This is a genomic window from Arcanobacterium hippocoleae (assembly GCF_040360365.1).
Taxonomy (GTDB): Bacteria; Actinomycetota; Actinomycetes; order Actinomycetales; family Actinomycetaceae; genus Arcanobacterium_A; species Arcanobacterium_A hippocoleae_A.
Genome location: NZ_CP136412.1, coordinates 2,075,818 through 2,099,937, shown reverse-complemented (window position 1 = coordinate 2,099,937; position 24,120 = coordinate 2,075,818). Strand labels below are relative to the sequence as shown.

Here is a 24,120-nt window from a genome sequence, read left to right as displayed (position 1 = left end):
GCCCAGAGATCGTAAGTTTCGGCGTAGGGAGTCGGCATGTTAAGAAAACTTTTCCGCACATTTTTTATCGCAGCGCTTAGTGCAGGCACGATTTTTCTCAGCAGCTGCGCAAATTTGATTCCGCCGGCGAAGCTTCCGTTTCCGGCAAAGAACTGCGCAAAACCACGTTCATGCTGTCATGGGCTCCGGATACTAATCATATTGGTGTCTATGTTGCAAAAAACAAAGGCTGGTTTGCTCAGGCCGGATTAGATGTGAATATTATCGGTGTTGCGCAGGCAGGCGCCGAACAGGCGGTACATTCCGGATTAGCCGATTTCGCGCTCTCAAACATGGCAAACGTCGGAGCGCTTTCATTAAAAGATATTAATCTTACACAAGTTCTCCAAGTACAGCAGAAGCCGAGCGCAATCTGGTGTGCGCTTGCTGCAAACAAGGAAATTGAATCGCCAAAAGATTTTGATGGAAAAATCTTCGCCACTTTCGGGGCGAACGAAGATTCTGCTATCGTGAAACAAATGATTCAAGAAGATGGCGGAAAAGGCGATTTCGATTCCGTCACCGTCGGTACATCTACATTCCAGGTTCTGGAAGCCAATAAAGCCGACTTCGGCGGATTCTATGATACTTGGGAAGGCGTACAAGCTGCTCTTCACGGGCCAAAGCTGAACTGTTTCAAAGGCGAAGACTTCGGAGTACCGGGAAACCCGAACCAAATCGGCATAATTACAAAAAATCGACCCGTATCGACGATCCGAAATTTGTGAAATCTTTCGTGCAGGCAGCACAGCGCGGATATGAATGGGCTTACCAAAATCCGCAAGAAGCCGCCAAAATTCTTGTGAAAGAAGCACAAGATGCGAATCTTGATCTAGATTTTGTAAAAGCATCTATGAAGTTCATCGTCGATAATAAATACTGGGGCGACCCGAATTTAATTGTTAATGGCGATTTTACGTTCGGAACGGCAGATATCTCCGGCGCGCAAGACTATTACAATTTCATTGCCCAGTCCGGCTCATACACTGATGAAAATGATAAAGTTACCCGCACCGCCCCGACCGCATCGGAACTTGCCACAAACGAGTTCTTAAAAAGTAGTGCCGGGAAAACTTCCGCGGTTATCCGCAAAACTATTTATTCACAAACATCGGAATCATAACGGGATTTTTGTAAATTAACGACGGATATCTTTGCACAGAATACAGAGATGAGGAGAATCACGAAGTGCAGGTAATTCTGAATGCAGATACTGGTGTCGACGACATACTCGCGTTGGCATACCTCCTTGCATCTGCGGAAACCGAACTTTTGGGGATTGCAGCAAGCTACGGGAACGTGGAGATGCAAACAGCGCTGCGAAATACATTAGCTGCGCTGGAAATACTTGCACCGCAGACACAAATCCCCGTATGGGCCGGTTCAGAATCGCCATCTTGGGCAAATGGTTTTATCCCAGACGCAGGATGTGCATGCTTCCACGGCGCAAACGGATTCGCAAATTTGAATGCCCAAGACTATGGTTCGAATATTGACACGATTTCTCCAATTATTTCACCGTCGTTAACAGCTTCAATGGCTGCGCTGCATTATAAAGACCCGAAACTTTCTATCGGCGGGTACGTCCCTGCAGATTCACACGCCAAACCAGCCGTTAATACACAAACTCCCGCAGCCGAATTTGAGGTCATAACACAAACTAATTCCGGCGGAACACATTCGTTCTCTGAAATCAGCCTGCAAACACAGCAGAATCAGAATCAAGACGGGAAGCACGGCGAGATCACAGCTCCCGCCGGAGTTACAGCGATTATCGAAGCAGTTCGCAAATACGGGCAGAATCTAGTGATTGCTGTAACCGGACCATTGACCGATATTGACCGAGCATTGCAGCTGGCTCCGGATATTGCCGGAAAACTCCGGGTGGTATGTATGGGCGGGGCACTCATGACTGCCGGAAATTGTTACGATGCAGTGAGTGAAACTAATATTATTCAAGATCCGGAAGCGGCAGCGCGGGTTTTTGCCAGCGGAGCTGATGTTACGCTTGTCGGTCTGGATGTGACTGAGAGATGTTTATTGCCGCGCGAAAAAGCGGAACGCTGGAGCGATAATGCTCCCGCAACCGGATACCGCCCTGGAGCATTTCTTACTAATCTTGCCGCATTTTCGATTAGTGCGAATGCGAATGCTGCACCGAAATTTTCATCCGGAATGCCGCTGCATGACCCATTAGCTGCCGCTGCTGCGCTCAATCCAGAATTAATTACGACGATTGAACTGCCGCTTACTGTGCAAACCGAAACAGTTGCGTGCCAGAGTATCCGCGGGCGCTGCGTTATCGATCAAGGAAAAATGCACCATTTATCCGCTCCGCGCGTGAAAGTTGCTATAGATGTTAATTCTGCACTTTTTGTGGAAGATTTCGCGCAAAGACTCGAATTTTTCCGAAATTTTGCACACCAAAATCGGCACAGCAGCTAATTAACTTCCGATAATCTATTTTTTCTAATTATTTCCAGCTAAATCATCCGCAGCCGGATCGCCGATTGTCGCCCGTTCAGCCGCGTGAATTATTAACATCAAGATTGCGGTGAGCGCGATGATTACAAATGTTGCCGCAAAGATTAGCGGTGTCCGGAATGAATTGTATGCTTGCTGGAGCCAGATACCTAAACCGCCGCGAGCGCCAAGATACTCTGCAGTAGCTGCGGTTGCAAAAATATAGGCTCCTGAGACGCGCATTCCGCCAAAAATCTGGCGAGCTGCCACTCTTAGTTTTACATGCCAGAGTGTCCATGTTGGAGTAGCACCGCAGGTGAGTGCAACATCAGAGTAAAATTGGGGCACCCCTTTTAAACCGCGGATTGTTTGCACTGTAATCGGGAAAAGTCCGAATATTGTAACGATTGCGATCTTTCCTGAGATATTGAATCCGAACCAAATCAGGAAAATTGGTGCAATCGAAATCAGCGGCATGGTTTGAGCTGCGGAAATTAGCGGGAATAGCGCTGAATTAAGCAGCGGCGAGGAATAGAGCGCAATTCCGATTAGCACACCAAATACCGCGGCGAGAGCGAAACCGGTAAAACCTTCGATTGCAGTGATTGCGGTTGCCGGACCAAGAGTTTGCCAAGTTTCACCGATGGCAGTAAAAATCTCACTTGGCGCAGCGATAAGTGATTTTGCTACTGTACCGGATAGAACCCATAGTTCCCATGCCGTGAGCAATACTAGAATCGCTGCGATTGTGGGAATCCGATTTTTAATCATTTCTCTCCGCTTGGATCTTTTTGTTTCGGTTTTACTTCTTTGCAAACTTTTCTTTCCCGGGTTTAGGGATCTCACGATATATTCTTGTGAATCAGTTCGAGTCGGAAGTTATTGCAAACATATTTGCTTGGGATAGAAGCGAGAATTTAGAAAATTTTGTTTCGGTATTCAGACGGACAGGCAGTGCAGCTAAACTTCCGAAACACCTAAACATCCTGCAGCTAAAATCCGAATCAGCACGCTGTGCTGATTTTCATTGCCGGCTTCACGGGTTAACACTCTACCAGTATCAAATCAGGGAACCAATATCTTTCAAATCTGAATGCCAATGGCACCGTTTTTTCGCGCAATATCACCGGAATCTTTATTTGCACACGGTGAACATCAACTTGAAACTTGAAACTTGAAACACAATCCCGCATTTTTATGCAATGATTTGCCGGATTAAATTTCTTTTCCGCAAAGCATCAACTATTATCGATAATGATTATCAATATAAGAAAGGGTTATTAATGCGGAAACTAGGTACAGCAATCAGCGCTTTCGCTTTAATTAGCTGCTTAGCCGGAACACCAGCCGCTTTCGCAGACACAGCCAGCCACCGTCCCGGGAAAGCCGGATACGGCGATATCGTGCCTGCTAATTTACGAGTTCCGGCAGGAAGCGTTGGAGCAAATCCAAACGCACAGCCAGACGCTGCCGGCAACGTGCCGCATATCTGCGCAGGAAAGAAACTTCTGCACCACTCTCATGTCGACGCCGCATACGTTACGAATCTGCAAGGAAAACTGGCCGTCACCGTCGTAGACGGACAGCATGTTACAGAAGATCCGAACAGTATTTGCGTACGCCTCGCACCAGACGCTGACAACGCTGCAGGTAACGAAGTTTCGCGGATAAAAGTACCGAATAACTCTCTTTATAGTTTTCTGGGAAAACCAGGAACAGCAGTGTGGAATGCACCGCAAGAACAAATTGACAACTGGCGTCCGGTCTGGGCCGGGGTGGGAGCATTTGACACCGCTCACGAAATTTCGCTCCCCGAAAATGTGCTCTTAAATCGAGTATGGCTAAAAATGATTTCAAATACCGGTCCAGGAGATGTGAACGTTTGGCGCACTGAAGGATTCGGCGGTATCGTCCGCGGTCTCACCTCACAAGGAGATCTCGAACCGCTGCTGCTGGACCTTGGCTCGCACGGGCATTGGAACTGGTCTTTCTCCGAATCAGGAGTTTATCGTCTTGGCTTCCAAGCCGGATATGAACTTGTAAAAGCTGACCCAGCAGAAAAAACCGTTACTTCCGTACCATCATATGTGACCTGGCTTGTTGGATCAGATACCGAAGTTGGATTACCTGCGGGAACAACAACAGCACTAAACACCATTAAGACACCGACTGCCGCTTCTGAGACAATTCCCAATCCGGCAGATTCTCCCAATCCGGCTGCTCCGCCGAGCGACACAGAAAAATAGAAGCTCCCGCAGCAAATCCGGCAGCTCCGGAAGACAATCTTCCCAATCAAACTATCTCTCCCGAAGAAGCTCGGAAGCAAATAATTAAGGTCGTACGCAATTCCAAATTTGCTCCCGCCCCAATCTTGCCAACAAATCTACTGTTAAAAGCAGATTTTGCAGCAGAAAAGCGCGAAACCGTAATTGATGCAGTTTCTTTAAAAGCACTCGATTCAAATCAAGAAGAAGTTAGCAAACCGGCAATAGAAATACCCGATAACTTTCTACAAGACACAGCAGATGGGAAAGAATGGATTTTGCCTGCGTCAGAAAAAGAGCCAAGTTTAAGTTTTGACTTCACTGGTTTAGATCCGCAAAAACGCTCCCAACCAATCGTCTATTCGATAGACGTATTCTCCGGACCCGACGGCGGCAGATACCGTGCCGGAAATACTGCAGCCGGAGTATTCAAAGCATTATTAGACTCTGCCAAAAATCCAATTTCTACCTATACCGATGAAGCTAAACAGATTCCCCTCACCCACATATTCACTAAACCGGGGCTATACGCTTTAGATTTTAACGTTGAAACTTCCGATAAGAACGGAAATTTTTCCTACTCGGGAAAGAAAATATATTTTGCCGTCGGAAATGAAACTATTAAGCAGCTACGGTTAATTGCGGCAGAGAACGGAAAATTACGCGCAGATTTACCAGACCTGCCGGATACCGCCCAAGACTCGCCTGCAGAACCAGCTGTCACCGACATTGAAACAGAATCTTCCGCAGATCTGCCCGGCGCAAATACCGCAGAAGATTCAAGTAAAAAGCTCCATTTAATTCGCTCCGGCCATATTGATCAGGCACTTTCATACGACGGCAGTACAGCAAAAGTTTTTGCAGATGACACAGCCGACCCGCGCAATCCAATACTTCGGCCTTCCAATACTTTCGCATATGCGGTACCAAATTCTGCACATACGCTGATTCCTGCAGACGCGGAAGGATTCTCCGAAATAAGAGCAGCTTCACCGCAGGGAGTATGGGCGCTTCCCGAAACACAGCAGCAGGATTTACCTTGGGTTGGATTCTCTACCCAACGTGTAGATTACTCATTATTAGATCCGAAAAAGGTGTAAGTATTTCAATTGCGAACTACAATGGCCCGGGAAGAATGTGGATTGGACAGTTTAAAGTATTCCAAGGCGGATTTGCCGCCAATCTCGACTCAACGAAACCAAATATGCTGCTCAGCTTCCTTCTGCCCACCCACAGCCATCAGGCAATGTATTTTAATCAAGCCGGAACATATACGTTTGATTTCGTTTACACGCTGCATTTAATAAATGGATCCGTAATTCAAAAACCGCTAAAAGTAACATTTTTCGTAGGAGATACAGCAATCACAGCTGGGAAAACGCTAAATCCGAAAGAAGATGAAATCCGCCAAATCGAGAACACCCTAAACCCGTCTCAAGATGAAGAAAAGCAAAAGTTAAATCCAGAAAATAACAGCCATTTCAGCACAATTCCTACTGTAAAATCTGAAGAAAAAACAAGTCCAGCCAACAAGCACGGTGTCGGCGCGGCGGCAAAAATTCTTGCGAACTTCAATCAAACTCAGCAGCAAAGCCGCGGATTAACACCAGAATCAGCCGCATCCGGCACTGAAAGCAATTTGGGTGCAGCAAATCTTGCAGATGGGAGCCGCCAGCAAAATTCACTTGGAGCGGAATCTGGAGCATCCCATCCGCTTCCGGCAACGCAAATTAAGCAGTTGGAAAACAGCACCGCCATCCCGCCATCGGCAATATCTGCGATTCCCTGGTGGGAATGGCTGCTGCTCGGATTTAGTATTGCCGCTTTCTGCGCTGCAGGAATTGAGCTTCGAAGAACGCGGAACGCAAAGAAGACTCCCTGAAACCGAGATGAACCCGTTTCGCTAACACCATTTCAGATTATTCATCTGCGATAGCTTCCAGCACGTTTGTGCGTGCAGCCTTGCGTGCTGGAAGCAGCGAAGCGAAAATCCCGACAGCAAAAGCTCCCGCAAAAACCACAATGAGCGCATTCCACGGGATTAAGTACACCGCATCTTCAGCTCCAATATAGCGAACTAACGCAAGCCCAATCGCGATTCCCGCCGCGATTCCGGTAACAGCGCCCAGCAGTGTTGAAAGGACCGACTCGTAAAGCACCATTTTTCGAATACCTCCGCGCCGCATTCCCACCGCCCGCAGCAAACCAATCTCGCTCTTGCGGTCCATCACTGACAAAGTCAGTGTGTTGACAACACCAAGCACTGCAATCACCACCGAAAGCGCAAGCAGTGCATAAAGAACTGTCAGCACGCTGGAAACTTGCCCGGAAGTAATTTGTTTTACATCAGAATTGTCAAGCACCTGCCAAATGTATTGTTCTTTCAACGCATTTTGTACTTTCGTTTTCACATCAGAAATCGGCACTGAATCATCTGCATCAATAAACATCAACGGCGTTGTTTCTTCAAACGGCTGCAGTCTATCGGCAAGAGTCTGCGGAAGAATCAAATCTAATAATGCTAAACGCAGCGTTCCGAACTCAGCAATCGCCCCCACACGCGCCTGCACCGGAGCAGAATTGCCAAGCACGGTTATTTCCGAACCAATATTTACCTTTGCAGCATCCTGAGCTGTTTTAACATAAATCGCTTCCCCAGCTTCGAGTGCTTTTCGCGCATCTCCAGCGACGATTCTAATTCCAATTTCATTCACCACATCAGCAGAAAGCGTACCTGCAAACCGCGTTACCGGATCAATTTGTTTTCCGTCAACTTCGACCAGCTGGGACATTCCATAGCGAAGCGAAGAATCAACTTTCGCTATTCCAGTAATTTTTTCTAATAACGCAGCCGAATGGGAAATATCAGAAATCGGACCATTCGAGATAACAATTAAATCGGCAGAAATTTTGCTGTCAATTTCCCCTTCAATCTGTTTCTGAAGCGAAACTGCGATTGTAGATCCAGCTGTTACCAGCATGATTCCAATTGCAAGCGCAACAGAAGTGGTTGCCGTTTTCCGCGGCAAAGATGTGAGCGAACGGGATGCAATCTCACCAATCCCACGTGAAAGCTTCCGAACCGGCCAGCCAAGAATCGCCACAACCGGATGCACTAATACCGGCATTAAACCAATCAATGAAATAACTGCTAAACCTGCACCAATTCCAAAAAGCCAGCCGTTTCCCTTAACAGCTCCTCCGCCAAGCATCGTATAAGCAATCACAGAAAGCACTGCAAAAATAATCCCCCGCACTTTCAAAGGTTTCTCATGCTGACCGCCCACATCACGCATCGCTTCAATCGGTGCAATTTTTGCGGCACGGCGTGATGGAAGTAAAGTGGCAAGAATTGTAATCAGCGTACCGATACATACCGCGAGCAATGCCGTCGGAAATTCAACGAATTGCGAACCAGACATCGGCATTCCAAACCGGTCAAGTCCGTTCCGAATCAAAACAAGCAGTCCCTGACCAAAGAGCAAACCAATCAGCGAGCCGATAATCCCGACCGCGATTGCCTGCAAAACCAGTGTCCAAAAACTTGTTTCCCAGAAGCCCCAATTGCACGCAGCAGCGCAACCGCCGCTGCCGTTGGCGAATCAAAATAGTGAAAGTATTCGTAATAATAAAAGTTGAAATTCCAAGTGCGAGGACCACAAACGTGAGGAGAAATGTGTTAATAATTGTGAGGATCTGTTCAATCTGCTCTTGTGTTTCCGCAATTACTTCCGTATCGGTTTGCACCTGATAACTATCTGGAACTATTCGGGCAATTTTCGCTTTGATGGACGCTTTTTCAAAACCATCTTCCAGGTTCACAAATGCGGATTGATACTCCGCACCAAATAGCTCGATAAAATCTTTTTCCGGTATAAATACAACCGAAGCTCCCGCCATCGCAGAACCGAATTTCACAATTCCGCTGATTCGCTTTTTTAGCGGTTTATCAGCATAAACGATGATATTGTCACCGGCTTTTAACCCGTTTCTTGCCGCGGTTGATTCTTCAATTAAAATCTCACCAGATTCGGCAATATTCCCGGATACAATTTTCGCTTTTTCAAGTTCAAAATCAGTACCGAAAACCATTGCCGGAGCACCGAAAAGATTCGTTGCTGCCCCGCTTTCAGTAAATGTTTGCACAAGTTCCATCCGCTGCGGCTGCACCGATTTCACACCGTCGAGCGCTGCAATTTTCGCAGCTGCTGCCGGATCAATATTGCCGCTTCCAGCATACATTCCCGCATCTGCTGCAGCATTATTCGCCGGTCCGCTAACCTGTATCCCCTCCGCATCTACCACCGCAGTTGTTAAATTTGAGAAAGTTGCGGAAAGTAAATCACGGAATGCGAGCGTCCCAGTCAAGAATGCGACACCAATCGCCACCGCGAAAATCGTCATTAAAAAACGTTTGAAATTTGTCCGGATATCACGCAGAGCCATCTTCCACATTTAGAATCACCGCCTTATTCAAAGCTTTTTAGGACATCAAGAATTGAATCCCGCGTAGGATACAAGATTTCACCGATAATTTTCCCGTCGGAAAGGAAAAGTACCCGATCGGCAATCGCTGCCGCATCCGCTTCATGAGTTACCATCACAACGGTTTGCTGATCATTATCGACGGAAGAACGCAGAAACTGCAATACCTGCTCAGTTGCTTTTGAATCCAGATTTCCTGTCGGCTCATCCGCAAGCACGATTGCCGGCTTCCCAACCATTGCTCTGGCACAGGCTACACGCTGCTGCTGCCCGCCGGAGAGCTCTGCGGGCCGGTGCGTTAACCGCTCTGTAAGCCCAAGAGCTCCGACTACGCGGTCAAAAAATCCTGGTCCAGCTTCCTTCCAGCAATCACCGCTGGAAGCTCAATATTTTCACGAGCATTCAAATTTGGGACAAGATTGAAAGACTGGAAAATAAACCCAATATCATCTCGCCGCAGCGCGGTAAGCTGACGCTCTTTCATCGCCGTAACTTCTTTTCCATCCAGCAGCACAGATCCGCTTGTAGCTGTTTCCAACCCAACTACACAGTGCATTAAAGTAGATTTTCCAGATCCGGAGGGTCCCATTACTGCCGTGAGTTTCCCGCGCTCAATATCTGCAGAAACCCCATCCACAGCGCGCACCTCATTTTCGCCCGTACCGAAGACTTTCACCAGATTATCAATCTTCACCACCGGATTATTCACTGGTGTCAATACATTTGAAAACGAGCTCATAAGATCCTCCGAGAAACTAATAAATAGGAACAGATTTCTTGTCACAAACTTTACCCGAAAGCTGCAACTGCCAAGTAAAATCACAGTAAACTTTGTGGAAAAGCTTCATAACAGCTGCAATAAAAGGCTCTTCACATTCTTGTTTGCACCGTGGATATCGGTTTACGTAACCGGCAGCAGGATTTGCTCCGGCTAACGTAAGCGGCGGCAAAATGCCCGCAAAATCCCTGCGGGCACACGCAAGCAGCAGCAAGATCTATCCAAGGTTACGTAACTAGCGGCAAAATCGGCATTTTTCAACGTAACTGATGGCAAAATGGATGGTTTTGATTAACGACGGGAGAGCCGTCGTTATCGCGAGCCTTTGATCTGCGGAAATGCGATTGTGTTTGCCGACGGAAACTACAGCCTGCGTTCTTGCCACCACTTACGTAAAATTTCCTGCTTCCCGCCACCAGTTACGTAGTGGGAAGCTGCGCCGGAAACCGAGCACGAAGCAGTATCACAGAAAGCCGGAACCGAAACAAAACTGCAGCACAACGCCGTAAAATTTATGAAATATAGATTTTTATCCCATTACGAAGCCGCAGTATACACACGTCCTGTGTTCTAAATGCGCACGGAGTCTGATTCCCCGCTCAATATGTGTCACACAGCGAGAATTAGTACAGCTCAAAGCCGAATTGGTGCTCGCAGCAATGAGTTCCGCGGCGGCAATTTCATCACGCTGTACTTTCTGCGGATTTCTCACCGCATCCGCAAGTAAAAACTTTATCAGCGCCGCCCGCATAATCTTTCCGTTGAAAGTCTGCTCAAAATACTTCGCACGCGGATCATTATCAAAATCAACAGAAATCTCATTTACCCGCGGCAGCGGATGCAGCACAATCGCCGCTTCAGAAGCTGCTTCCATCATCTGTGAGTCAAGAATAAAAGCATCCTTTAACCGCTCATACTGTTCCCGATCTGCGAAACGCTCTTGCTGCACACGAGTCATATAAATAACATCCGCTTCCGCAAGCGCTTCCGCAAGCACAGAAGTTTCCGCCAATTCGCCTCCCGCTTCACGAATCCGGTGCGAAAATTCCGCCGGCAGCCGCAGCTCATCCGGACTAACCATCACGAATCTATTTTTTGGATACCGAATCATTGCATGCAGCAGCGAATGTACCGTACGTCCGTAAAGTAAGTCTCCGACACAGACGATAGTTAAACCTTCGAGCTTTCCAAAATGCCGCTCGATTGTCAGCAAATCAGCAAGTGTTTGTGTTGGATGAAAGTGCCCGCCGTCGCCGGCATTAATTACCGGCACACCAGCAGCCTCACATGCCGCCAATGCAGCACCGTCGTTCGGATGCCGAATCGCCACAATATCAGCGTAATTCGACACCACTTTCAGCGTATCCGAAATCGTCTCGCCTTTCGCCGCTGAAGAATTACTTGCCGACGGCACCGAAATTACGTTTCCGCCAAGGCTGTACATCGCCGATTCGAAACTCAGCCGTGTACGCGTAGACGGCTCATAGAATAGTGTGGCAAGAATTTTACCGCCAGCCGCCTGCTGATACTTGCGCGGATCCGCAATTATTTCGTGCGCGGTTTCTAACAGCTGCCCAACTTCAGCAACTTCCAAATCGGTAATATCAATAATACTGCGCATATGCTTCCCTGATTCTTCCAATTCTAATTTCTTTCCGCCCGACTGATACCTGCAGCTAACAACAAAATTTCGCATATTCCGCCGCAAACCTGTTACTGCATCCAAGATTCATCACGCGGATTATCACGGAATTTAAATAAACGATCCATATCAGCTTCACGAATCATCCCAGTTTCCGCAGCTGTGCGCACCACATCATCAAAGCGTGTGAGTGCGGTAAGTTTTACGCCAGCTTCCGCCATCGCCGTATCGGCAGCAGCCATCCCATAAGTGAAAAGCGCAATAATACCAAGTACTTGCGCTCCAGCTTCACGCAGTGCGTTTACCGCCTCAATCACTGAACCGCCAGTAGAAACCAAATCTTCCACTACCACTACTTTTTGCCCAGCTTCAAGCCGGCCTTCAATCCGGTTCGTACGCCCATGATCTTTTGCAGCGGAACGCACATACCCCATCGGTAAGCCGAGCCGGTCAGCAGCCAGAGCAGCGTGCGCAATTCCAGCTGTCGCCGTACCCATCAGCACTTCTGCATCCGGATAGACTTCACGAATCCGCGCCGCTAAAGCGGATTCAATCAAATCACGCTGTAAAGGCGCAGTAAGTATCAGGCGATTATCGGTATAAATCGGGCTTTTAATCCCAGAAGCCCACGTGAACGGCTCGTCGGGACGGAGAAATACGGCCTTAATTTCGAGTAATGCAGCTGCCGTCTTTTGCGATATTTCGGTGTTTATTTCTGTGCTCATTTCCGCGCTCTCATTCCTTATTTTTTTGGTTTCCGATATTTCCCGGCAGTATCTGTGTTTTTGCTTCCGCAATTACTTCGTACTGATTATTAGCTTTGGTAACTGCCGACTTTTAATTTCGGTATTTTTCGGTTTCTTGTTCGTGGTTTTTCACCGCTTAAACACTGATCCGGCATGATTACAGCGCATATCAGTTATCTGCACTGCAACCAACGAACTCTGTGATACAGCGTTCATAGGCAGCCGCCGGATCAGCAGCCTGAGTGATTGGCCGGCCGACTACAATGAAATCTGCACCGATTTTCCGCGCTTTTTCCGGAGTGGTTACGCGGTGTTGATCATCTGCAGCAGAATCTGCAAAACGGATACCTGGTGTAACAGTGAGGAACTCTGCGCCAAGCCTTTCGTGTACCGAAGCAGCCTCAAGCGGCGAGCAAACCACACCATCTAGTCCGGCTTCTTTTGCATTCGCCGCATATGCTGTGACCACTTCTTCCATTGAACGCGCAATCAGCAGCTCATTTTCAAGTGTTTCCTGAGCAGTGGAAGTCAGCTGAGTAACGCCGATTAATAGCGGCCGTGTGCCGTCTTCACGCGTTAACCCCGCAAGCGCAGCACGCATCATCGCAATTCCGCCGCCGCAATGCAGATTCGTTAAATCCACATCAAGCTGCGAAAGTACCCGCATCGTTTTTTCACAGTTTGCGGAATATCATGCAGTTTCAAGTCAAGAAAAATTTTGTGCCCGCGCGCCTTAATTTCACGTACGATTTGCGGACCAGCGCTGTAAAACAGCTCCATTCCGACCTTTAAGAACGGCTTGCGTTCTGCATTGTTAAATTTCTCAAGGAATTCAATCAAAGCTGCCTGCGAAGCAAAATCACAGGCGATAATCACATCACGGTCCATCAGCTTCCCCCTTTATTTTTCAATCACTATTTTCTGGTTACGAATATTTTTGTTTCACAGTTATCACCGGCTGCCGCGCAAATCGGTTAGCCGTCTAATTCCGAGCCGATCCATTACCGACGGCAATTCGCGGATAATATCACGGCATACATACGGATCACGCAGGTTTGCCGTGCCGATCTGCACCGCAGCTGCGCCAGCGTGCAGCATTTCAATTACGTCTTCGCTGCAGCTCACCCCGCCAATCCCGACTACTGGAATCTCGACGGCGCGGCTCACATCCCAAACCATCCGCAAAGCCATCGGCAGGATACCCGGCCCTGAAACTCCGCCGGTACGGTTTGCGAGAATCGGCTTTCCCGTCCGTAAATTTAACCGCATCCCCACGAAAGTATTAATCAAGCTTAATCCGTCGGCACCGGCTTCCTGGCAGGCGAGTGCCGTCTCGACGGTATTCCCCGCATTCGGCGCAAGTTTCATAATCACCGGTTTTGCGGTAACTTCTTTTACCGCACGGCACACTTTGGCGGCAGAGTGCGGATCGTCAGCAAAATTTTTTCCGCCCTCATGCACATTCGGACAAGAAATATTGATTTCATGCCATCCTACTTGTTCTACCGCATCAAGTTTGCTTGCCACCTCGCAGAATTCCGCAATCGAGAAACCTGCGACATTGCTTATTACCGGTTTGCGGAAGTATTGCGCCATCTTCGGCAGTGTCTGCGCAACAACGGTATCGACACCAGGGTTTGCCAAGCCGATCGCGTTCAGCATTCCCCCTGGCGCGTCCGCCACCCGCGGCTGCGCATTCCCGTCACGCGGAGCCGCCGTCGTACCTTTGAAAGAAAAAGTGCCAAGTTCATTGATATCCCACAGCCGCGCAAACTCCGCACCGAATCCGAAAGTCCCCGAAGCGGGAATTATCGGATTTTCCAATTCTATTCCGCAAAGATTCACCGCAAGACGATTATCGCGAGCATTAATTTCATTTTTCTGAACGACGGATTCGCTCATGCTGCCGCCTCCCCGTCTGCGAAGATTACGTCTTCGCAATTAAATACCGGACCTTCCAAACAAACCCGTTCAAGACCGCGCACAGTACGCACAGTGCAGCCCAGACAAGCACCAAAACCACATCCCATATGTGCTTCTAAGCTCAGCTGAATCTGCGGTTTCCCATTTTCAAAATCACCATTTTTCTGCAAAGCTGCCCAAGATTTCACTGCCTGAAGCATTCCGCCCGGACCGCAGGCGTAAACATTGCGCACTTCGCCAGGCAGGGCAGAAGTTACAAAACCAGGCCTCCCGTAACTTCCGTCTTCAGTCGCGATTGTTACTGCACACCCAATCTCGCCAAATTCTTTTTCGAAATAAACCGCTTCCATATTGCGAAAACCAAGATACACCTGCGGTGCTGCTCCGATTTTCACGAATTCTTTTGCCAGATAATAAAGCGGCGGAATTCCCGAACCGCCGCCGATTAATACCGGCTGTGCAGCAAAATCAGCATCCGCACCGGTTAAATCAAATCCATTTAAATCAAATCCATTTCCCAACGGTCCAAGCACCGAAATTTCTGTGCCGACGGGAAGTCCCCCAAGCGCGCGGGTGCCTCCGCCAACACGCGCCACAATAACAGTTAAATCTGCCGACCCGTCGACGTAACGATGTAAATCAGCGATTGCGAGCGGGCGCCGAAGAAAGAAACCAGGGATTGACAAGTTCACAAATTGCCCTGCACGTGCGGGAGCAAAACTCTCGCAGTGTAAACGCAGCAAATAGATCATGTCCGTCAGATTGCAGATTTCGAGCACTTTTCCGCGAGCACGAATCTCTTGCACCTGATTCTGCGCCGCTATGTTAGCTTTGCTTACATTTACTGAATTTGTCACTTCATTCCTTCCTTCGCCGCCCTTTTCGCTTTTCTAATCTTTTTCCGCAGGCGATTAATCCGCACCGAAATGCATCAAGTGCGCAAATATAAAATCGCGAACCGGTTTACGCCAAGCTCTGCATTATGCCGCCGCGCGGTGCGTCGATTGTCGATGCTGTGAGCGTGATTTCCTCAAGCACATCAAGCAGCACTTTCACAGTATCGAGCGAAGTGAGCAGAGTGACCGAGAATTCCGACGCTTTCGCCCGAATCTGGGCGCCGTCGGTTACTTTGCTTGATTCCTTAATATCTTGGGTGTTTACAATGTATGCAAGATGTCCGCGTTCAATTTCAGCAATAATTTCATTCGAACCGTCGGAAATCTTTTCCAGCTTGCGTGTGCGGATTCCGTTTTCTTTCAGGAAATCAGCAGTGCCGGATGTTGCCGCAATATTGAAGCCAAGATCGTAGAAGCGGCGGATCAAATCAAGGCTGCGTTCCTTATCTTGATCCGCAATTGTGGCAAGTACGGTACCGTAATTTTGCAGCTTCATCCCTGCAGCCTGCAGCGCCTTGTAGAGTGCCCGATTCAAATCATCATCGTAGCCGATAGCTTCACCAGTAGACTTCATTTCCGGGGAAAGATATGCGTCTAAGCCCTTAATCTTATTAAAGGAGAACACCGGCGCTTTTACGAATACGCGGTCGCGTTCTGCCGGGTAAAGCTCAAACAGACCCTGCTCTTTTAAAGATTCACCGAGAATTACGCGGGTGGCGATTGCCGGCAGGCCGTATCCGGTCACTTTCGAAAGGAATGGCACGGTCCGTGAAGAACGCGGGTTTACTTCAATAATATAAACGCGTTCGGCTTCATCCACGATAAACTGCACATTAAACAGTCCTTCAATGCCGATTGCTAAACCGAGCGCTTTCGCATATTTCAGAATCTGCCCTTTCACATTGCCTGAAACTGAGAAGCTTGGATAGACCGAGATTGAATCACCAGAATGTACGCCAGTATGCTCAACCAGTTCCATAATGCCGGCAACAAATACGTCGTGTCCGTCGCAAATCGCGTCAACTTCAAGTTCTTTACCCGCAATATATTTATCGACGAGCACTGGGCGGTCTTCGTCAATTTCCAAACCTTCATGGAGATAACGGCGCAGCTGTTCATCATCTCCGACTACCCGCATTGCCCGCCCGCCGAGAACGAACGACGGACGCACCAGCACCGGATAGCCGACTTCATTTGCAATTGCTACGCCGTCTTCCACATTAGTTACTGCCTTGCCGGGAGCCTGCGGAATATCCAGCTTGCGCAGGAGATGTTCAAATTCATCACGGTCTTCTGCCCGATTGATTGCTTCCAGCGAGGTGCCCAGCAACTTCACACCGCAGCTGCCAGCGGGCCGGCAAGATTGATCGCGGTTTGCCCGCCGAGCGAAGTAATCACCCCGATTGGCTGTTCAAAATCAACGATTGCCATCACATCTTCGGGAGTGAGCGGCTCAAAATAGAGTTTATCGGCAGTAGTGTAATCAGTAGAAACAGTTTCCGGATTATCGTTAATAATGATTGCTTCATATCCGGCTTCACGAATCGTCTTAATCGCATGCACTGAAGAATAATCGAATTCCACACCCTGCCCGATTCGGATTGGACCAGCACCCAGCACAATAACTTTCTTCCGATCGGTAAGAATCGAATCATTCTTCCCGCTGAATGAAGAGTAGAAGTATGGCACATAAGCACCAGATTTGAGCGTATCCACCATCCGGAATACCGGTGTGAGCCCAGCAGCCTTGCGCTGCTCATAGACTGCGATTTCATTAGTATCCCAAAGGCGGGCAATCACACTATCCGCAAAGCCCATTTTCTTTGCCGCGGCAAGTAATGCGCCGTCGCCCTTATTTGCAGCAAGTTTTTCTTCCATTGCCACGACTTTGGCGAAAGACTCAAGGAAATATTCGGTAATCATTGTTACTTCATGCAGTTTTGGCAGCGATCCGCCGCGGCGAATTATCTCGGTAACAGCAAAAATCGTATCGGATCGGAAATCCTGCACGTATTCCCAGAGGTGTTCGTCGCTCATCTCAGTAAATTTTGCCATTTCAAGATGATCTACACCGATTTCGAGGGAACGCACAGACTTTAGGAAACACTCTTCAAGATTCGAGCCGATTCCCATTACTTCCCCGGTCGCTTTCATTTGAGTGCCAAGCAGATTTGGCGCGTCAGTAAATTTATCGAACGGGAAACGCGGAAACTTTGCTACCAAATAGTCAAGCTCTGGATCTTTTCCGGCATTCGTACCTGCAACTGGGATTTCATTTAATTCCATCCCCATTGCGACCTTTGCAGTTACCCGCGCGATTGGATAACCTGACGCTTTTGAAGCAAGCGCCGAGGAACGTGAAACACGCGGATTTACTTCAATCAGGAAATATTCTGAGGAGCTCGGATTCAGCGCGAATTGCACATTACATCCGCCCTCAATTTTCAGCGCACGAATCAGTTTAAATGCCGCATTTTTCAGCATATTCAGGTCGTCGTCATTGAGCGAAAGTGCCGGCGCAACCACCACTGAATCGCCGGTATGCACACCGACCGGATCCACATTTTCCATCGAGCAAATGCAGATAGTGTGATCGGCAGAATCACGCATTACTTCAAACTCGATTTCTTTGTAACCAAGAATCGACTTTTCAACTAACACTTGATGTACTGGAGAAAGCTGCAGTGCATTCACCATCATTTCTTCAAGTTCTGCTTGCGTATACGCAAAACCGCCGCCGGTACCGCCGAGCGTGAATGCCGGGCGGAGCACTACCGGGTAGCCGATACGCTGCGCTGCAGCCACTGCTTCTTCGACCGAATAAGCAATCTCGGAAGCAATTACCGGCTCGCCGATAGACTCACACAAACGTTTAAACTCTTCACGGTCTTCTGCACGTTCGATTGACTGCGGCGGCGTACCCAGCAGTTTTACACCGCATTCAGCGAGAATCCCTTTCTTTTCCAGCTGCATTGCAAGATTTAAACCAGTTTGTCCGCCGATACCAGGGACGATTGCATCCGGGCGTTCCATCCGGATAATCTTCGCAACATATTCGAGCGTAAGCGGTTCCATATAGACCCGGTCTGCAATCTCTGAGTCAGTCATAATCGTTGCCGGATTTGAGTTTACGAGGATTACCCGGTAGCCTTCTTCTTTCAACGCCAGGCACGCTTGCGTGCCGGCATAATCAAATTCAGCTGCCTGACCAATCACGATTGGACCTGACCCAATAATTAGCACTGTCTTAACCGCTGTATTTTTCGGCATTTTCACTCCTCGTATTGTTTATTTTTTTGTTTTATTTGTTGTTGTGTTTACTTATATCGTTTAGTTATTCATGATTTTTACATTGTGCTGGTTTCATTTTTCGCCGACGGCAGCCCATTAAACGTCGCCGACAGATTTGTAGACCAGATTTCCGTCGTAAATTGTGGCAAGACATTTCGCGGAAACCTCCCAGCCTGCAAACGGAGTTGCTTTCCCAAGTGAGAGAAACTGCGCTGGATCTATTTCATATTCCGCATCAAGATCCCAAATCGTAAAATCGTTTTCGCGGGCGGGCACGTGAAAACGATTGCGGCCGGCACTAGCGAAAAGTTCGATTGCACGCTCAAGACTGATCTTCCCAGGCTTCACAAAATACGTATAAAATAGCGGAAACGAGATTTCAACGCCGACAACTCCAAACGCCGAGTCCTGCAGTCCGCGGGTTTTTTCTTCAGCCGAATGCGGCGCATGATCAGTTGCAATCATGTCGATAGTACCGTCAATCAATGCTGCAATTAACGCTGCCCGGTCTTCCGGTTCACGCAGCGGAGGATTCATCTTGAAACGTCCGTCGTCTTCCAACATTGATTCATCGACGAGCAGATAATGCATTGCCGTTTCACAGGTTACGTTTAACCCTTCAGCACGCGCCTGCCGAATCAGCTGCGCGGATTCTCCGCAGGAAATATGGCAAACATGATATTTCGGGGTGATCCCATCAGCTTTTAGTTCACGCAGCATTTGTATATCACGCGCAATTTGGCGGAATTCTGCAGCTTTCGGAATCCCGATTAAACCGTGTTTTTTCGCGAACGGGCCGGCATTAATACACGAATTTTCCGGGCGTACCGCACCATCTTCAGCATGCACTGCCACAATACTTTCTTCATCGGCAAGAAGCCGTAAAGCCTGGCGCATCAGCGCGCCCCGATCCACTCCATGCCCGTCGTCAGAAAAACCAATCACGTATGGAGCAAGAGCCGTAATATCTGAAAGCTCTGCCCCTTCCTCTTTCTTCGTGACTGCAGCGTATGGAATTGTTTCAATCAGCGCGTTTGCTTTAATTGCTGCTTGTTCTAATGCAAGTGTTTCAAGCGAATCAGGCACTGGATCTAAGTTCGGCATAGCTCCGACAGTAGTAAAACCGCCACGAGCACAGGCTGCTGTGCCCGTCGCAATTGTTTCTTTATAGGTTTGCCCCGGTTCACGCAAATGTACGTGTACATCACAAAAACCTGGAAACACTGCGACATTTTGCGAGATTTTGCCGGTTTCCTGGGCAGAGCGAATCTCCGTCAGAAGCTTTTTAATTTCGGGATTGGTTCCGGCTTCCACGCAATGCGAGAATTGAGTGAGATTTTGAATTAGCGCCAATTATGCCACTTCCTTCCAATTTATACTGCGACGATTAGGCTGATTAAGCTGCGGAAGACTTAACCGCGGAAGATTAAATTGCAAAAAATCTAGCTGTGAAAGATTAAATTGCAAGAATTCAGGCTGCAATAGTACAGATTTCAGGTACAAAAAAGCCTTGGTCTGAAAAACCAAGGCTGAAATAAAAATATGAAGATTAAGAACTTCGCCAATCCCAAAATAAATTCGGAAAGGATCGGAATAATAATCTGCCGTTATCTGAGAAAAAGCAGTGTGATTAAAAATGGAATCACAGATAAAATCAAGCTTCCAAGAGCTCTCCGGAATCCATGATCCGCCAGCAAAGAGAAAAGCGGCAGGAAAAAGATTTGATTCAAAGCTCTGTGTCCGGTAAGAAAAATCCTGAAATGAAAAATCGGAGAATAAGCAATGATGAAACAGCACCGGAACATCACAGCGGCTGCGGATGTTTCGCATCTCATCTCTCCTTTGTGTTCAAACTTTTAAGACGGTGTGAAAACACAACCGCCCACAGATTTAACTGGATTTATGCTTCACACTTTCGATTTCCGTTTTGAGCTGAAGCAACTCTAGCAGCATTATGGAGATCCCGCCAACCCTGCACCATATTCTGGAGACAATAGATTCAGATAGTGAGACGCGGTGAAATGTATTATTATTACTGAAAACAACGCACACCCACTGCGATCAAATATGTTCTCTCCCACATTTTCCAGAAACGGATGGACCGGATGTCGATTAACCCAAGCGCATTTCCAGAAACGGATGGATCGAATATTAACGACACGCCGTCATAAGCAACACTTTTGGGTATTAGCCCCCACATTTTGGCGCCTAGCCCGCACCGGTTACATCGTCTAGACTGGATACAAGAAACGACACCCAGCCGAAGCCGAGTGCCGTTCCCGATTCTGTACACCGCCTGGGACTCGAACCCAGAACCCTCTGGTTAAATGTTTTCGCAGGTCAAAGCGTCGAAGAAAATGCTGAGCCGTGTGAAGTGGTGGATATTTTCAGCCGCGAAAAAGTAGCATAGCTTAATGTATATATCTAATTTAATTCACGACTATTTGACACATTTGCGAGCTGGTGGGCATAGTAGCGAGACTGTGAAAATGCGGCGGGCACACCTTATCAGGATGCAAGGAAAATTTAATTTATTGACTGCCACCACTGCAGACCTCGAGAAATATATTGGGCGAGTGGAGCTTTCACGCGAATATAAGCGGTCTTTACGCTCCACGCTGCGAGGCTGGTACAGCTGGCTGTACGCAAAAGGTATCAGAAAAGACAATCCTGCTGAAACGCTTTTGAAAATCAAGCCGAAGCCACCTTTACCACACCCATGCCCAGACATCCCGTATTATATGGCTTTGAAATCAGCCCCAGAACGCGAAAGGCTAATGCTACGCCTTGCTGCTGAAGCCGGTTTGAGACGCGGAGAAGTGTGCAGAATTCATTCCCGCGATATCGTCGAAGATTTGACCGGACTTTCACTGATAGTACACGGGAAAGGCGATAAAGAGCGGATAATTCCGCTTTCTGCACACCTAGGTACAAGCGTAAAATACTGGGCACGCGGTAAAGAATATTTATTTCCCGGCAATGACGACGGGCATTTATCTGCAGCTTATGTTGGAAAAAGGATTTCTAACCTACTTCCTGAGGGCGTGTCGATGCACTCTTTGCGCCACCGCTTCGCCACACGTGTACATAACGCTACGGGTGATTTGTTGCTTACTCAAAAGCTGCTAGGGCATTCGTCGCCGTCTACTACGCAGCTTTATGTGGCTATTGAGCAGAATCGGCTAAGGGAAGCTGTTAATGCTGTCGCTTAGTTCGGTTACCTGAGCCGGGACGGGATTCATTCCATTTATCTATGGTTTCAGCAGTCCACCCTCTTACCGGGCGGGCACTAGTCCCGATTACGACATCCGGCTCAGGGAGATTATAGCGCGAAAGAGTCCCCTCATTCACTCCGATTCTTTGCGCGAAGTCTTTGCGAGATAGGTAAGTGGTTGTCATTGTTTCCTCCGCGTGTTATATTAAGTTAATTAGAGAGGGTTTCCCTAAGCTGGAACTTAAGGAAACCGTGCAGCTACTTAGCTTTTACTTTTAAAGTAGCTAATGGCAATAATTACTAGAATTATTGTTAAGTTTGGGTCTAGTGTTAAAACCATTTTTTGCACCTCCTCTCTATTCAATTTTTGTCGATTGGTTTCACCCTTTCGACACTAACCATACTACACCGTTACGGTGTAGTATGGTTAGTGTATTTTTGAGGGGTATATCACTTTTTACGTGAGGAATTCTAGTTTTTGAGTATGTCTTTGATGTCTCTAAATTCTCGGTCGTGTCCGTCTAAGCGTTTGATGACTTCTTTTCTGAGCATGATGGCTGATTCACGGTCGCTGTCGATATTGGCTTCTAGCCTACTGATTTGGCTTTTCAGTCCGCTTTCGTGATTTTCTACTTGCACGGCGGTTTTCGCGGTATTGCGCTTGATACTCGCTAGCTGTGGTAAGACCGCTAGTAGTGCTGCGATTCCTGCGAATCCTCCTAGTGCACGTAGGGCTTCGATTATCTGCATTTATTTTCCTCCTTTATTCTTCTGGTTCGTGGTGTCTGCCGCGTCTTGTAGGCGCACTGCTGGTTGCGCGTCCGGTTATGTCCCATAGACCGGCTGCGGTGAGTCCTGCGATTAGCCCTTGCCAGCTGGTGCTGATTAAGAGCTGCGGGGTGAGGGCATCATATGTGGCGTAGGTTGCATATAGCTCAAGAATCTCGATAAATATGCCGAGAATGACTGCTAAGAGCTGGCTCCAGTGTCCACGCACACCGAATTTTTGGCTAGGGTGACTAGTCCTAGGATTACGGCTGCTTTAGTGAGGGTGTCCCACATTGCCATTTATGCTCCTAGGATTTGATTCACGCGGGCTTGCACGGCTGCGTAATTCGCCCCGAGCGCGGATTTACGTGCCTGCCCGTTGCCGTATTTCCCGGCGATAACGGCGCGGGCTGCCTGCTCAATATCGAAAGCAGCGGGCGCGCTGCCGTTTAGGATTTGATTCACGCGGGCTTGCACGGCTGCGTAATTCGCTCCGAGCACGGCTTTACGCTGCTCCCCGTTGCCGTATTTCCCGGCGATAACGGCGCGGGCTGCCTGCTCTACATCGAAAGCAGCGGGCGCGGGTGCGGGTGCGGTGCCGTTTAGGATTTGGTTTGCGCGGGTGTCTAGCCATGTAAGATATCTCTCCCATATTCCCGGGCAGGAAGTATTAACGAATTTTTTGTGAGGGTATAAGGGCAGATTACCGTAGGTTTTACGTAAATCTGCGATTAGTTCCGCTACGGTTTCGCGGTCTTGGATGCTACAGCGGGGTTACATTCGATTCCGATACCACGCGGATTAGAAAGATTCCGGGCGTGCCATGCGCGGTTGTCGGGGTCTACGATGCACGCTACACGTCCGGATTCTGCAACGTAGTGTGCGCTGGTGCTGCCGTTTTCCCGGCAGAGATAGTTGATTACGCCTTGGAATGTGGCACCGGCTGCAGGGTCTCCCCAATGATGTATGGTGATGTGATTAGGCGCTCCTTGGGGGCGTCCTTTCCAAAAATTCGGTGAAGAATGTTTTGTAATATATGCATAGCTCATCCTAATTTTTTCCTTTCCTATGTGTGTTTTATGAGAATTGGGTGATGCCTTCTATAGTGAGAGTTATCGAGCCGACTACGCGGGTGTTTGAGGATTGCGCCATATACCCGAGTCCTAGTTCTTGTCCTGCTTCGAGTTGTAGGTACCAAGACCCTTGCAATGTGACGTAGTCCCATGTTTGGGCGCCCGTGATTTCGTAATCTGTACGCTGGGAATTATTGATATAAAGGGATATGCCGATACCCTGATTTTTATAAGAGTTATAGAATTTCCCGCTAGCGCTCACGCGGTACCAGCCAGTTTTCTGGATGCGGATATTACGCCCTTGATTAAGCGAAACACCAGTAAGGGAAGATACTGGTGAAAGCCCGCTAGTTTGATACCAGCTGCTAGTGTAGAATCCTGATATTTCATTGCTGCGTTTAAATGAGCCAAAAACTCCTGCGGTTCCCGAGCGGAGAGGTGCTACGATTTTACTTATTTCGTCATCGGCTTCTTGTAAAGCGGTGTTCAGGTTTTGAGCGGTGAGGGTTTCACCGTCTTTAAATACATGCATTATTAT

Annotated in this window: 24 protein-coding genes and 1 pseudogene; 7 read left to right on the top strand and 18 right to left on the bottom strand. The window is 48.2% G+C overall.

What is annotated here, in order from left to right:
* Positions 1-170: 170 nt before the first annotated feature.
* The 3 genes from RQN30_RS10850 (at position 171) to RQN30_RS10840 (ending at position 2,484) form a co-directional block, all read left to right on the top strand.
* Positions 171-767 (top strand): ABC transporter substrate-binding protein, encoded by a 597-nt coding sequence (locus RQN30_RS10850; RefSeq protein WP_353060494.1) that lies wholly within the window; start codon positions 171-173, stop codon positions 765-767.
* Complete coding sequence (locus RQN30_RS10845; protein WP_353060493.1) at positions 764-1,162, top strand: substrate-binding domain-containing protein; 399 nt, start codon at positions 764-766, stop codon at positions 1,160-1,162. The genes RQN30_RS10850 and RQN30_RS10845 overlap by 4 nt, the downstream gene beginning before the upstream one ends.
* 65 nt (positions 1,163-1,227) lie before the next feature.
* Positions 1,228-2,484 carry a nucleoside hydrolase gene (locus RQN30_RS10840; protein ID WP_353060492.1) on the top strand — a complete coding sequence of 419 codons (1,257 nt, stop codon included), beginning with the start codon at positions 1,228-1,230 and terminating at the stop codon, positions 2,482-2,484.
* Positions 2,485-2,508: 24 nt separating this feature from the next.
* Here the strand turns inward: RQN30_RS10840 and RQN30_RS10835 are convergent, their stop codons facing one another.
* On the bottom strand, positions 2,509-3,273 hold the full coding sequence (locus tag RQN30_RS10835; RefSeq protein ID WP_353060491.1) for an ABC transporter permease: 765 nt from the start codon (positions 3,271-3,273) through the stop codon (positions 2,509-2,511).
* Between the two features lie 512 nt (positions 3,274-3,785).
* Between RQN30_RS10835 and RQN30_RS10830 the strand changes: the two genes are divergently transcribed.
* The 3 genes from RQN30_RS10830 (at position 3,786) to RQN30_RS10820 (ending at position 6,648) form a co-directional block, all read left to right on the top strand.
* Complete coding sequence (locus tag RQN30_RS10830; protein ID WP_353060490.1) at positions 3,786-4,748, top strand: choice-of-anchor M domain-containing protein; 963 nt, start codon at positions 3,786-3,788, stop codon at positions 4,746-4,748.
* Between the two features lie 125 nt (positions 4,749-4,873).
* Positions 4,874-5,866, top strand: a complete 993-nt coding sequence (locus RQN30_RS10825; protein WP_353060489.1) for a choice-of-anchor M domain-containing protein — start codon at positions 4,874-4,876, stop codon at positions 5,864-5,866.
* Between the two features lie 35 nt (positions 5,867-5,901).
* Positions 5,902-6,648, top strand: a complete 747-nt coding sequence (locus tag RQN30_RS10820) for a hypothetical protein (protein ID WP_353060488.1) — start codon at positions 5,902-5,904, stop codon at positions 6,646-6,648.
* A 37-nt stretch (positions 6,649-6,685) separates the two neighbouring features.
* Here the strand turns inward: RQN30_RS10820 and RQN30_RS10815 are convergent, their stop codons facing one another.
* From RQN30_RS10815 to RQN30_RS10760, 12 genes and pseudogenes are all read right to left on the bottom strand, one after another.
* On the bottom strand, positions 6,686-8,293 hold the full coding sequence (locus tag RQN30_RS10815) for an FtsX-like permease family protein (protein ID WP_353060487.1): 1,608 nt from the start codon (positions 8,291-8,293) through the stop codon (positions 6,686-6,688).
* A complete protein-coding gene (locus RQN30_RS10810; RefSeq protein ID WP_353060486.1) occupies positions 8,205-9,221 on the bottom strand; it encodes an ABC transporter permease in 1,017 nt (338 codons plus the stop codon). The genes RQN30_RS10815 and RQN30_RS10810 overlap by 89 nt, the downstream gene beginning before the upstream one ends.
* 14 nt (positions 9,222-9,235) lie before the next feature.
* Positions 9,236-9,490, bottom strand: coding sequence for a hypothetical protein (locus RQN30_RS10805; RefSeq protein ID WP_353060485.1), 255 nt, complete (start codon positions 9,488-9,490; stop codon positions 9,236-9,238).
* 89 nt (positions 9,491-9,579) lie between these two features.
* Positions 9,580-9,990, bottom strand: coding sequence for an ABC transporter ATP-binding protein (locus tag RQN30_RS10800; protein ID WP_353060484.1), 411 nt, complete (start codon positions 9,988-9,990; stop codon positions 9,580-9,582).
* Between the two features lie 568 nt (positions 9,991-10,558).
* Entirely contained in the window at positions 10,559-11,650 is a 1,092-nt protein-coding gene (gene pyrB / locus RQN30_RS10795) for an aspartate carbamoyltransferase (RefSeq protein ID WP_353060483.1), read from the bottom strand.
* A 92-nt stretch (positions 11,651-11,742) separates the two neighbouring features.
* Positions 11,743-12,396 (bottom strand): orotate phosphoribosyltransferase, encoded by a 654-nt coding sequence (gene pyrE / locus RQN30_RS10790; protein ID WP_353060482.1) that lies wholly within the window; start codon positions 12,394-12,396, stop codon positions 11,743-11,745.
* Between the two features lie 190 nt (positions 12,397-12,586).
* Positions 12,587-13,305: pseudogene (gene pyrF / locus RQN30_RS10785) on the bottom strand (orotidine-5'-phosphate decarboxylase).
* A gap of 63 nt (positions 13,306-13,368) precedes the next feature.
* A complete protein-coding gene (locus tag RQN30_RS10780; protein ID WP_353060481.1) occupies positions 13,369-14,319 on the bottom strand; it encodes a dihydroorotate dehydrogenase in 951 nt (316 codons plus the stop codon).
* Positions 14,316-15,197: a dihydroorotate dehydrogenase electron transfer subunit gene (locus RQN30_RS10775; protein ID WP_353060480.1), complete on the bottom strand. Its 882-nt coding sequence runs from the start codon at positions 15,195-15,197 to the stop codon at positions 14,316-14,318. The genes RQN30_RS10780 and RQN30_RS10775 overlap by 4 nt, the downstream gene beginning before the upstream one ends.
* A 106-nt stretch (positions 15,198-15,303) precedes the next feature.
* Complete coding sequence (locus RQN30_RS10770) at positions 15,304-16,572, bottom strand: ATP-binding protein (protein ID WP_353060479.1); 1,269 nt, start codon at positions 16,570-16,572, stop codon at positions 15,304-15,306.
* Entirely contained in the window at positions 16,569-18,506 is a 1,938-nt protein-coding gene (gene carB, locus RQN30_RS10765) for a carbamoyl-phosphate synthase large subunit (protein ID WP_353060478.1), read from the bottom strand. The genes RQN30_RS10770 and carB overlap by 4 nt, the downstream gene beginning before the upstream one ends.
* Before the next feature lie 117 nt (positions 18,507-18,623).
* Positions 18,624-19,880 carry a dihydroorotase gene (locus RQN30_RS10760; RefSeq protein ID WP_353060477.1) on the bottom strand — a complete coding sequence of 419 codons (1,257 nt, stop codon included), beginning with the start codon at positions 19,878-19,880 and terminating at the stop codon, positions 18,624-18,626.
* Positions 19,881-21,061: 1,181 nt separating this feature from the next.
* Between RQN30_RS10760 and RQN30_RS10755 the strand changes: the two genes are divergently transcribed.
* A complete protein-coding gene (locus tag RQN30_RS10755; RefSeq protein ID WP_353060476.1) occupies positions 21,062-21,739 on the top strand; it encodes a tyrosine-type recombinase/integrase in 678 nt (225 codons plus the stop codon).
* Between the two features lie 473 nt (positions 21,740-22,212).
* Here RQN30_RS10755 and RQN30_RS10750 read toward each other — a convergent pair whose 3' ends face one another.
* From RQN30_RS10750 to RQN30_RS10730, 5 genes are all read right to left on the bottom strand, one after another.
* Positions 22,213-22,491, bottom strand: coding sequence for a hypothetical protein (locus RQN30_RS10750; protein ID WP_353060475.1), 279 nt, complete (start codon positions 22,489-22,491; stop codon positions 22,213-22,215).
* A 13-nt stretch (positions 22,492-22,504) separates the two neighbouring features.
* Positions 22,505-22,738, bottom strand: coding sequence for a hypothetical protein (locus RQN30_RS10745; protein WP_353060474.1), 234 nt, complete (start codon positions 22,736-22,738; stop codon positions 22,505-22,507).
* A 71-nt stretch (positions 22,739-22,809) separates the two neighbouring features.
* Positions 22,810-23,118: a hypothetical protein gene (locus RQN30_RS10740; protein ID WP_353061843.1), complete on the bottom strand. Its 309-nt coding sequence runs from the start codon at positions 23,116-23,118 to the stop codon at positions 22,810-22,812.
* A gap of 131 nt (positions 23,119-23,249) precedes the next feature.
* Entirely contained in the window at positions 23,250-23,558 is a 309-nt protein-coding gene (locus tag RQN30_RS10735) for an N-acetylmuramoyl-L-alanine amidase (protein ID WP_353060473.1), read from the bottom strand.
* A 28-nt stretch (positions 23,559-23,586) separates the two neighbouring features.
* A complete protein-coding gene (locus RQN30_RS10730) occupies positions 23,587-24,114 on the bottom strand; it encodes a hypothetical protein (RefSeq protein WP_353060472.1) in 528 nt (175 codons plus the stop codon).
* Positions 24,115-24,120: the final 6 nt, after the last annotated feature.